We start from the raw sequence: 11,032 nt of genomic DNA, 5'->3' as shown, positions 1-11,032 counted from the left end.
AAACGTTTGTTAGGTGGAAGGTAGCAGTGAATGGAGCTGGACGGGAAGGTCGCCGTCGTCACGGGCGGGACCCGGGGCGTCGGTGCCGGCATCGCGCGTGCCTTCGTGCGGGCGGGCGCCGAGGTCGTGGTCTGTGCCCGTCGGCCGCCGGAAGTGCCGGTGCCCGGAACGGAGTTCCTGCCGCTGGACGTCCGGGACGCCGAGGCCGTCCGGCGCCTGTGCGGCGAGCTGCCCCGGCTGGACGTCCTCGTCAACAACGCGGGCGGAGGCCCCCACCGCCCGCTCACCCACGCCGGCGCCGACCGGCACGCGCGCGTGGTGGAGCTCAACCTCGTGGCTCCGCTGACCGTGTCCCTCGCCGCGTACGAGCACCTCCGGCGGGCCAGGGGCTCCATCGTCATGATCGGCAGCGTCAGCGGAGGCCGCCCCTCCCCGGGGACCGCCGCCTATGGCGCCGCCAAGGCGGGCCTGGAGAACCTCGCCCGCTCGATGGCCGTGGAGTGGGCGCCCGACATCCGGGTCAACACCCTCGTCGCCGGCATGGTCCGCACCGAACTGTCCCACCTCCACTACGGCGACCAGGACGGCGTCGCCGCCGTCGCCCGCACCGTCCCGCTCGGCCGTCTCGCCGAGCCGTCCGACGTCGGCCGGGCCGCGGTCTTCCTCGCCTCGGACGCCGCCGCCTACATCAGCGGGGCGAGTCTGCTCGTCCACGGGGGCGGGGAGCGCCCCGCGTTCCTGGACGCCTCGACCGTGAACGACGTCTCGACCGTGAACGACGTCTCGACTGCGGACGACGCTTCGACCACGAACGACGCCTCGACCGCGAACAAGGGGACCTGAGATGAAAGGACACCCGAGATGAGCGGAATCTGCGACGGGCGGGTCGTCGTCGTCACCGGCGCGGGCCGCGGGCTCGGCCGCGCCCACGCCCTCGCGTTCGCCGCCGAGGGCGCGCGGCTCGTCGTCAACGACCTCGGCGTCGGCCTCGACGGCACCCCCGGAGCCGACGGGACGCCCGGCCCCGGACCCCGCAGCCCGGCCGCCCGCGTCGCCGAGGAGATCCGCGCGGCGGGCGGCGAGGCGGTGCCGCACGGCGGCGACATCGCCACCACCGAGGGCGCCGCCTCCCTCGTCCGGACGGCCCTGGAGACGTACGGCAGGCTCGACACGCTCGTCAACAACGCGGGCTTCCTGCGCGACCGGATGCTCGTCAACCTCGACGAGGACGACTTCGAGGCCGTCGTACGCGTCCACCTCAAGGGCCACTTCCTGCCCCTGCGGCACGCCGCCGCACACTGGCGGTCCGAGGCCAAGGCGGGCCGCCCGCCCGAAGCCCGGATCGTCAACACGAGCAGCGGCGCGGGCCTGCTGGGCTCGGTCGGCCAGGGCAACTACAGCGCCGCCAAGGCCGGGATCGTCGCCCTGACCCTGGTTGCGGCGGCCGAACTGCGCCGCTACGGCGTCCAGGTCAACGCGATCGCCCCCGCCGCCCGGACCCGCATGACGGAGCGCGCCTTCGCCGACACCATGGCGGCACCCGACTCGGGCTTCGACGCGATGGCCCCGGAGAACGTCTCCCCCCTGGTCGTCTGGCTCGGCTCGGCCGCGAGCGCGGGGGTGACGGGCCGGGTCTTCGAGGCGGAGGGCGGCCGGATCACGGTGATGGAGGGCTGGCGCCCGGGCCCGAGCCTGGACAAGGGCGAGCGGTGGGCCCCGGCGGAGGCGGGGGAGGCGGCGCGGAAACTCCTGGCGGAGGCGGTCGATCCCGGGCGCGTGTACGGGGCGTAGGACGACGGGCGAGCGATCCTTTTCCCCATCCCGGCGCACTCCTACGTGTCGCACTCCAACACGCTCCGGCACAACGCACACCGCGCCCGGACCCGCCCCCGCACCGGCACCCTGATCCGCTGATGACAGGTCGGACACGGAAACGACACCCGCAACCGCCCACCCCCGTCGGGAGTGAACGAGTACCGCACACCCGGCTGCGGCGGCCCGGCCGACGCATGCCGTCGATCGCGCGCGTACCGCCGCCGCCCCGCCCACCCCGCCGCGGTCAACGGCGGCTGCTGCTCATCGCGACGGGCCAGCTCCCTCCCCTTCACATACGCCGTGTACGCCTGCGGACTGGTGAACCACACCGACGGGTCCTCCCCGAAGACCAGCGCGCGCTTGGCCAGCACGTACCCGAACTCCTCCGGCGTGAGATACCCCAGCTTCTGGGACGACGCCCCATCCTCCCGGTACGCGTCCAGCAGCAGCCAGCCCGCGCCCAGATACGTCGTCGCCGTGTCCGTCAGGATCTCGTTGTCGCGCACGCCCGGGAAGGACAGGCCGAGGCGGTGCAGGTACACATGCATCACCTCGTGCGCCAGGGCCGCCCCGATGTCCCGCCGATGCGTACGGAACCGGTCGTTCAGCTCCACGAAGTACTCCGGCCCGGCCGCGAGCTCGACGTTCGCCGCGTGCCGCATCTCCCGGAAGCTCACGATCAGCCGGGCGTCCGGCAGCCGGTAGTGCCGCACCAGCTCACGCGCCACGCGCTGCGCCCCCAGATACAGGTCGTCGGTGTCGCAGAACGCCACGTCGGCGGGGACCACACTGGTCGCGAACGTCTGGATCGTGTCGTACGACAGCCGCTTGTACAGCGCCGTGATGGCGGCCCGCACCGTCTCCAGATGCGGGTAGCCGTGCTCGACCGGCCCGTCGTTCGCCACGCCTCACCCCCAAAAGACGTCCTGAACCCGGTTCCACTGTACGAAAGTGTGACGGCCCGGGGCCGCGCCGCCGCCGCGAAAACCGGTCGTCGCCGCCCCCGGCCGCCGGCAGAATCCGGGCCGTGACCAGCGAACAGCGCTCCGTCGCCGCCTCGCTCCAGGTGGGCGGCCAGGACGACGAACTCGAGAAGCGGCTCGACGAGGAGCTGACCGCCTTCAACAACGCCGCCGCCGGTGCCACGACCGAGCCGCTCTCCGTCCGCGTCACCGACGAGACCGGCGATCTGATCGGCGGGCTCACCGCCTGGACCTGGGGCAGCCTGTGCTCCGTGGACATGCTCTGGGTGCGCGCGGACCAGCGGCATGCCGGCTGGGGCGGCCGGCTGATGCGCGCCGCGGAGGCCGAAGCCGTCCGGCGCGGCTGCACGGACATGATCGTCTCCACGTACAGCTTCCAGGCGCCCGGCTTCTACCCGCGGCTCGGCTTCCGGGAACGGGCCCGCATCGAGGGCCTGCCCGGCGGACACGAGGACGTCTACTTCCACAAGCGGCTGAGCGGCGCTTCCACAAACGGCTGATTCGGCGCTTCCACAAGCGGCTGAGCCCTGCCGAGTCGTGAGACGGGCCGCGACCGCCCGGCGCGCGCCCCTTAGGCTGACCTGCCATGACCACCAGCAACACCGGCACCGGTGACGTCGACCCTGCCGTCCGTGAGGAACTCGCCCGCCTGCGCGACAGCATCGACAACATCGACGCGGCCGTCGTCCACATGCTCGCCGAGCGCTTCAAGTGCACCCAGCAGGTCGGCCTCCTCAAGGCCCGGCATCAGCTGCCGCCCGCCGACCCGGCCCGTGAGGCCCGCCAGATCGCCCGGCTGCGCGCGCTCGCCGAGAACGCCAAACTGGACCCGGCCTTCGCGGAGAAGTTCCTGAACTTCATCGTCGCCGAGGTCATCCGCCACCACGAGCGCATCGCAGACGAGGAACTCAACGGCTCGGCGCCCGGCCGCAACTGACCTCGCGCGACCGCCCCCGGGGGAGTGACACGGCGGCCCGCGCGGGGCATGCTGCGCTGTGCACAGCATGTCAGCTGACGAGCACTGCGCGTCAGTGTCCCGGGCTTACTCTGGTTCCTCCACAGGGAGGGGACGTCGGGCCATGCCGTCGGATACCAGGATCCTCATCGTCGACGACCACGAGGACACGCTGTACGCACTCGAGAGCGCCCTGGCCCCGCTGGGCTATCTGCTCGGCCGGGCCACCAGCGGCGACGAGGCGCTCAAGCAGGTACTGCGCGGCCAGGTCGGCCTGCTCCTGCTCGACGTGCGCATGCCCGGCGTCAGCGGACTCGAGGTCGTGCGCTACATGCGGCGCGTGGAACAGACCCAGCACATCCCGGTGATCCTGCTCACCGGCTTCGGCCCCGACCAGGAACTGAGCACCACCGCCTTCGGCCTCGGCGTCGCCGACCTCGTCATGAAACCCGTGGACCCCTGGGCCCTGCGCACCAAGGTCCGCTACCTCTACGACGCTCACCAGCACCACCTCGCCCTGGAACAGGAGGTGCGCCGACTGCGCGCCCGAGTCCGGGAGCACACCGAGACCGCCCCACGCTCCCAGCGGCCCGGCCTGTCGTACACCGAGACCGCCCCGCACCCCGAACGGCCCGGCCTGTCGTACACCGAGACCGCCTCACACCCCCGGCCGCCCGCCCTGCCCCACCCCGACGTGCTTGTGCCGCCCCAGCGGCCCATGGGGGCGCACGCCGGGGAGCTCGAAAAGGACCGCACATAGACCGGACATCGGGCGCATACCGATCCGCCTCTGTGCCGTGCCGGTGCCATCAGGCAGCATGTCCTGCATGTCCGTACTGACGCGCGACGAAGCGCAGACCCGAGCAGGGCTCCTCGACGTCCACCGCTACACGATCGAACTCGACCTGACCACCGGGAACGAGACCTTCGACTCCCGCACCCTGATCAGGTTCAGCGCCCGCGCGGACGGGGACACCTTCGTCGAGGTCAGGCCCGCCGAGCTGCGCTCCGCCACCCTCGACGGACAACCCCTGGACCCGGAAGCCCTGGACGGCAACCGGCTGCCCCTGAAGAACCTCACCGCCGGCGAGCACGAACTGCGCGTGCACGCGCACATGCGCTACTCCCGCACCGGCGAGGGCATGCACCGCTTCACCGACCCCACCGACGGCGAGACCTACGTCTACACCCAACTGTTCATGGAGGACGTCCAGCGCGTCTTCGCCGCCTTCGACCAGCCCGACCTGAAAGCCGTCTTCGAACTGTCGGTGAAGGCCCCGCAGGGCTGGACCGTCCTCGCCAACGGCATCACCGAGCACACCGGCGACGGCCTCTGGAAAGCCGCCGCCACCCCGCTGATCTCCACCTACCTCGTCGCCGTCGCCGCGGGCCCCTGGCACTCCGTGCGCACCGAGCACCGCGGCCTGCCCTTCGGCCTGCACTGCCGCCGCTCGCTGGCCCCCTACCTGGACACCGACGCCGACGAGCTCCTCGACATCACGCGCGCGTGCTTCGACCGCTACCACGAGAAGTTCGACGAGCCGTACCCCTTCGACTCCTACGACCAGGCCTTCGTCCCCGAGTTCAACGCGGGCGCCATGGAGAACCCCGGACTGGTCACCTTCCGCGACGAGTTCGTCTACCGCTCCGCCGTCACCGACACCGAACGCCAGACCCGCGCCATGGTCATCGCCCACGAGATGGCCCACATGTGGTTCGGCGACCTCGTCACCCTCAAGTGGTGGGACGACATCTGGCTGAACGAGTCCTTCGCCGAGTACATGGGCTACCAGACCCTCACCGAGGCCACCCGCTTCACCGACACCTGGACCGACTTCGGCGTCAACCGCAAGACCTGGGGCTACGACGCAGACCAGCGCCCCACCACCCACCCCGTCGCCCCCGAAGCAGTCGACGACACCGCCTCCGCGCTGCTCAACTTCGACGGCATCTCCTACGCCAAGGGCGCCAGCGCCCTGCGGCAACTGGTCGCCTGGCTCGGCGACAAGGACTTCCTGGCCGGCATCAACACCCACTTCGCCCGGCACAGGTTCGCCAACGCCACCCTCGCCGATTTCATCGACTCCCTCGCCGGCGCCACCGAACGCGACGTCCACGCCTGGGCCGACGCCTGGCTGCGCACGACCGGCGTCGACACCCTCACCCCACGCATCGCCCCCGGCGAGAACGGCACCTGTGCCCTCACCGTCGACCGCACCGGCAGCCGCCCGCACCGCATCGCCGTTGGCCTCTACGACCGGGACCTCGGCGACGACGGCGGACACCTCGTCCTGCGCGAACGCCTCCACCTGGACCTGCCGCGGACCGGCGCCCAGCCCATCGGCAAGCGCCCCGCGCTGCTCCTCCTCAACGACGGCGACCTCAGCTACGCCAAGGTCCGCTTCGACCCCGAGTCCTTCGAGACCATCCGCAAGGACCTGTCCGGCCTGCCCGAACCCCTCACCCGCGCGGTCGTCTGGAACGCCCTGCGCGACGCCGTCCGCGACGGCGAACTGGCGCCCGCCGCCTACCTGGAGACCGCCCGGACCCATCTCCCTCTGGAGACCGACCTCGCGATCGTCCAGGGCGTGCTCGCCTTCGCGTCCACGTACATCACCGACCGCTACATCACGCCCGAGGAGCGGCCCACCGCACTCGCCACACTCTCCGAGCTGTGCCGCGACCTCATCCGCCGCACCGAGGACGGCGACAACCCCGGTCTGCGCCTGATCGCCGTACGCCACCGCATCGACGTCACCGCCCACCCGGACACCATCGCCGCCTGGCTCACCGACGGCACCGTGCCCGGCGGCCCGGAGCTCGACCCCGAGCTGCGCTGGCGCGTCCTGGGCAGGCTCGCCGTCCTCGGCGCCACCGACGAGGCCGCCATCGCCGCCGAACTGGAACGCGACCCGAGCGCCACCGGCCTGGAAGGCGCCGCCCGCTGCCGGGCCGCCCTGCCCGACCCGGAGGCCAAGGCTCGCGCCTGGCAGGAGATGTTCGCCTCCGACCACCTGTCCAACTACCTGTTCACCGCCACCGCCCAGGGCTTCTGGCAGCCCGAACAGGCCGACCTGGTACGCGCGTACGTTCCCCGCTACTACACGGACGCGGTCGACGTCGCCGACCGCCGCGGCCCCGCCATCGCCGAAGCCGCCGGCCGCTGGGCCTTCCCCGCGCACGCCGTCGACCCCGAGACCCTCCGCCTCGGCGAGGAGTGCCTGCGCGACGCCGCACCGATCCCGGCGCTGCGCCGCAAGCTCGCCGACCAACTCGACGATCTGGCACGGGCGCTGCGGGTCCGCCAGGGCAAGGAGGTCTAGGACCGACGGCATAGGCCGCGGGCGGGGCGGCTGGTCCCTTTCGACGATGCGGCGGGCCGGTCGCCCTTCGTAGCCTCGGGCAGACAAGGACGATCAAGCCCGAGGAGCCCTTCGTGATCGTAGCGACCGGCCCCACCGGAAACGTCGGTCGTGCCCTTGCCGAACGCCTCGCCGCCGCCGGACAGCCCGTGCGGGCGCTCACCCGCGACCCGCAACGTGCCCGCCTGCCCGCGGGCACCGAGACGGTACGACTCGACCTCGACGAGCCGGCCGTCCAGTTCGAAGGCGCCACCAAGCTGTTCCTGTACGTCCAGGCGGGCGGCGACCGCACGGCCGCCCTCCTGGCCGCGGCCCGTGCCGCCGGAGTGCGTCACGTGGTCCTGCTGTCCTCCGGGATCATCGGCTCCGGCGCCGACGAGACCCACCCCATCCACGTCATGCACGCCACCGCCGAGCAGCAGGTTCGCGACAGCGGTCTGGAGTGGACCTTCCTGCGCCCCAACGCATTCGCCGCCAACGCCTTCCAGTGGGCCCCGCAGATCCGCACCGGCGACACCGTCCGAGGCATCTTCGCCGACGGGCAGTCCGCCCCCATCCACGAGGACGACATCGCCGCCGTCGCCGAACGCGCCCTCCTCGACGACGGCCACGAGGGCGCGGCCCACCGCCTCACCGGGCCCGAGGCGATCACCAACTCCGGGCAGGTCGCGGCGATCGGCCGGGCCCTCGGCCGCGAGCTGCGCTTCACCGAGATCTCACCGGACGAGGCGGGCCCCGAACTGTTCCCGCACGTCCCGCCGGGCATGCTCCGGGCCCTGATGGACACCTTCGCCGAGTCGGTCGGCACACCACCGGAAACCACCGGCACGGTAGGGGAGATCACCGGCCAGGCCCGTCCCTTCGCGGCCTGGGCCGAGGACCACGTGGACGACTTCAAGGGCTGACACACGGTCCGGAACCCTTCCACGGGTATTCCCGTACGGAAGTACCTCCATCCGGTTCTCCCGTACGGAAGTACCTCCCTCCGGGTCCGGTCGTTGAGCTTTCCGGGCGCGTCGCCCCGCTCCCCGGAGGAACGCCCATGAGCACGCCACCCCTCGCCTCAGGCCCCGAAGGCCCCCGCGCCCTGCGGCCGTTGCTCGACACCGTGCTCCAAGCGCTGGACGAGGGCACCCGGGCGCGCGGCGGGCCGCTGCCGGCGGGCGGGCCGGACGTCGTCGCGGCCCGGCTGCGGGAGGCGGTGGGGGAGGCCCTGCCCCGCCAGGGCGACCCGCGCGCCCTGCGCACCCTGGTCCGCGCGTTCGCCGAGGGCGCCGCCGACCCGGCACACCCCCTGTGCGCCGCCCACCTCCACTGCCCGCCCCTGGCCATCGCCACCGCAGCCGACCTCGCCGCCTCCGCCCTCAACCCCTCCCTCGACTCCTGGGACCAGGCCCCGGCGGCATCGGAACTGGAGCAGCTGGTGGCGGGGGAACTGGCCAGGGAGATCTACGGGCCCGGGGCAGACCCGGGCACGGACCCCGGCTCCCTGATCACCACCGGCGGCACCGAGTCCAACCAGCTCGCCCTCCTCCTCGCACGGGAGGCCTACGGCGGATCCGTGCGGCTGGTGTGCGGGGCGAACGCCCACCACTCGCTGGCCCGGGCCGCCTGGCTGCTCGGACTGCCCGAACCCGTCGTCGTACCCGCCCCGGCCGGCACGCTCCACCCCGCCGCGCTCGACGAAGCCCTCACCCAGCTGCCCGGCCCGCTGCTCGTCGCCGTCACGGCCGGCACCACCGACGCCGGACTCATCGACCCCCTGCCCGAGATCGCCGCTCGCTGCGCGGCCCACGGCGCCCGGCTGCACATCGACGCCGCCTACGGCGGAGGCCTCCTCTTCAGCGACCGCCACCGCAACCGGCTCGCAGGGCTCGACACCGCCGACACCGTCACCCTCGACCTGCACAAACTCGGCTGGCAGCCGGTCGCCGCCGGCATCCTGGCCGTCAAGAACCCCCACGACCTCACCGCCCTGCGGCACCGCGCCGACTACCTCAACGCCGACGACGACACCGAGGCCGGCCTGCCGGACCTTCTCGGCCGGTCCCTGCGCACCACCCGACGCCCCGACGTCCTCAAACTCGCCGTCACCCTCAAGACCCTCGGCCGCAACGGCCTCGGCACGCTCGTCGACCAGGTCTGCGCCCGGGCCCGGGAGTTCGCCGCCCTCGTCGACGAGCACCCCGGCTTCGAACTCCGCACCCGGCCCGCCATCAGCACGGTCCTGTTCCGGCCCCAGGGCGCCACCGACGACACCGTGGCCGTCGTACGCCGCGCACTCCTCACCGACGGCCGCGCCGTCCTCGGCCGGGCCCGCCTCGACGGCCGGCTCTGGCTCAAGGCCACCTTCCTCAACCCCGCCACCGAACCCGACGACCTGGCCGCGCTGCTGCACCTCGTGGCAGCGCGGCAAGCGACACTCGTGGAAGGACACACCCCCCGATGAACCCCGCGCCGCGTCCCCAGCCGCACGGCAAGCCGAACCCCGCCCCGGCCACCCCGCCCCAGCACCCGCACCACGAGCCCGACGCACCCCGCGACCTGGTCGGCATCGGCATCGGCCCGTTCAACCTGTCCCTCGCCGCGCTCGCCCACCCGCTCGGCGAACTCGACACCGCCTTCTACGAACAGCGCCCGGCCTTCGGCTGGCACTCCGGTTTGCTCATCGAGGGCGCCACCATCCAAGTCCCGTTCCTCGCCGACCTGGTGACCCTCGCCGACCCCACCAGCCCCTGGACCTTCCTCAACTACCTCAGGTCCCGCGAGCGGCTCTTCCCCTTCTACTTCGCCGAGCGCTTCCACATCCAGCGCGCCGAGTACGACGCCTACTGCCGCTGGGTCTGCGAGAACCTCCCCGCGCTGCACTTCGGCCACCAGGTCGACGCCGTCCGCTGGAACCCCGAACGAGACGTCTTCGAGGTCGACTTCACCCAGCTCGACACCGACGGAGAAGCAGAAGCCCTCGGCCGTACCTACGCGCGCAACGTCGTCCTCGGCATCGGCACCGAACCCTACGTCCCAGACCCCCTCAAACCCCTCGTCGAAGCCCCCGGCGTGCCCGTCGTGCACGCCGCCGACTACCTCGACCACCGCGCGGACCTCCTCGCCGCCGAGCACGTCACCGTCGTCGGCATCGGACAGTCCGGCGCCGAGATCTTCCTCGACCTGCTGCGGGGCAGGCCCGCGGGGCGCGAGAAGCTCCACTGGCTGGGCCGCACCGAGTCCTTCGCACCGATGGAGTACTCCAAGCTCGGCCTGGAGCACTTCACCCCCGACCACACCCGCTACTTCCACGCCCTGCCCGAGCCCGCCCGCGACCGGCTCGTCGCCGGACAGTGGCAACTGCACCAGGGCATCGACACCACCACCATCGCCGCCATCCACGACGAGCTCTACCGCCGCACCCTCCACGGCGGCTGGCCCGACGCCGTGCTCACCCCAGGCGTCCGCGTCCGCACCGCCGGCCGCGTCGCCACGACCAAAGTCGAACTGCATCTGGAACACGGCCCGCAGGACAGCCGCTCCCGCCTCACCACCGACGCCGTCGTCCTCGCCACCGGCTACCGCGAACGCCCCCTCGACCGCATCCTCGCCGGCCTCGACCCCTACATGCGCCGCGACAGCCAGGAACGGCCGCGCATCGACGAGGACCACCGCCTCGTCCTCGACCCGTCCGTCACCGGCACGGCGTACGTCCAGAACGCCGAGACACACACCCACGGCGTCGGCGCCCCGGACCTCGGCCTCGCCGCCTGGCGCAGCGCGACCATCCTCAACTCCCTGACCGGCAGGGAGGCGTACGCACTCCCGCGCCGCACCGCCTTCACCACCTTCGGCCTCACACCGCGGCAGCAGGTCCCGCCGCCCCGCGAGGCACCGGCACTCACCCCGCTCGTCGACCGAAGGTGACGAAG

10 protein-coding genes are annotated in these 11,032 nt (G+C 72.5%); 9 read left to right on the top strand and 1 reads right to left on the bottom strand.

The genetic code is table 11. From position 1 onward, the window contains the following. Positions 1–30: 30 nt before the first annotated feature. Both V8690_RS10195 and V8690_RS10190 read left to right on the top strand, forming a co-directional pair. Entirely contained in the window at positions 31–843 is an 813-nt protein-coding gene (locus V8690_RS10195) for an SDR family oxidoreductase (protein WP_338777519.1), read from the top strand. 18 nt (positions 844–861) lie between these two features. Next, positions 862–1,791, top strand: coding sequence for an SDR family oxidoreductase (locus V8690_RS10190; RefSeq protein WP_338777517.1), 930 nt, complete (start codon positions 862–864; stop codon positions 1,789–1,791). Between the two features lie 41 nt (positions 1,792–1,832). Here V8690_RS10190 and V8690_RS10185 read toward each other — a convergent pair whose 3' ends face one another. After that, positions 1,833–2,720 carry a hypothetical protein gene (locus V8690_RS10185; protein ID WP_338777516.1) on the bottom strand — a complete coding sequence of 296 codons (888 nt, stop codon included), beginning with the start codon at positions 2,718–2,720 and terminating at the stop codon, positions 1,833–1,835. A gap of 122 nt (positions 2,721–2,842) precedes the next feature. Here V8690_RS10185 and V8690_RS10180 point away from each other — a divergent pair, with 122 nt between their 5' ends. The 7 genes from V8690_RS10180 to V8690_RS10150 all read left to right on the top strand — a co-directional run bounded on the left by V8690_RS10180 (position 2,843) and on the right by V8690_RS10150 (position 11,027). Next, positions 2,843–3,298 (top strand): GNAT family N-acetyltransferase, encoded by a 456-nt coding sequence (locus V8690_RS10180; protein WP_338777515.1) that lies wholly within the window; start codon positions 2,843–2,845, stop codon positions 3,296–3,298. A gap of 86 nt (positions 3,299–3,384) precedes the next feature. Further along, entirely contained in the window at positions 3,385–3,735 is a 351-nt protein-coding gene (locus V8690_RS10175) for a chorismate mutase (protein ID WP_338777514.1), read from the top strand. A gap of 142 nt (positions 3,736–3,877) precedes the next feature. Then, complete coding sequence (locus V8690_RS10170) at positions 3,878–4,513, top strand: response regulator (RefSeq protein ID WP_338777512.1); 636 nt, start codon at positions 3,878–3,880, stop codon at positions 4,511–4,513. A 67-nt stretch (positions 4,514–4,580) separates the two neighbouring features. Next, positions 4,581–7,076, top strand: a complete 2,496-nt coding sequence (gene pepN, locus V8690_RS10165; RefSeq protein ID WP_338777510.1) for an aminopeptidase N — start codon at positions 4,581–4,583, stop codon at positions 7,074–7,076. 113 nt (positions 7,077–7,189) lie between these two features. After that, positions 7,190–8,020, top strand: a complete 831-nt coding sequence (locus tag V8690_RS10160) for an NAD(P)H-binding protein (protein WP_338777508.1) — start codon at positions 7,190–7,192, stop codon at positions 8,018–8,020. 137 nt (positions 8,021–8,157) lie between these two features. Then, entirely contained in the window at positions 8,158–9,564 is a 1,407-nt protein-coding gene (locus V8690_RS10155; protein WP_338777506.1) for an aminotransferase class V-fold PLP-dependent enzyme, read from the top strand. Continuing rightward, positions 9,561–11,027: a SidA/IucD/PvdA family monooxygenase gene (locus V8690_RS10150; RefSeq protein ID WP_338777504.1), complete on the top strand. Its 1,467-nt coding sequence runs from the start codon at positions 9,561–9,563 to the stop codon at positions 11,025–11,027. Before V8690_RS10155 ends, V8690_RS10150 begins: the two co-directional genes overlap by 4 nt. Positions 11,028–11,032: the final 5 nt, after the last annotated feature.

The sequence above is a fragment of the Streptomyces sp. DG1A-41 genome (genome assembly GCF_037055355.1).
Classification (GTDB): domain Bacteria; phylum Actinomycetota; class Actinomycetes; order Streptomycetales; family Streptomycetaceae; genus Streptomyces.
This window is presented reverse-complemented; position numbering and strand designations above follow the sequence as displayed.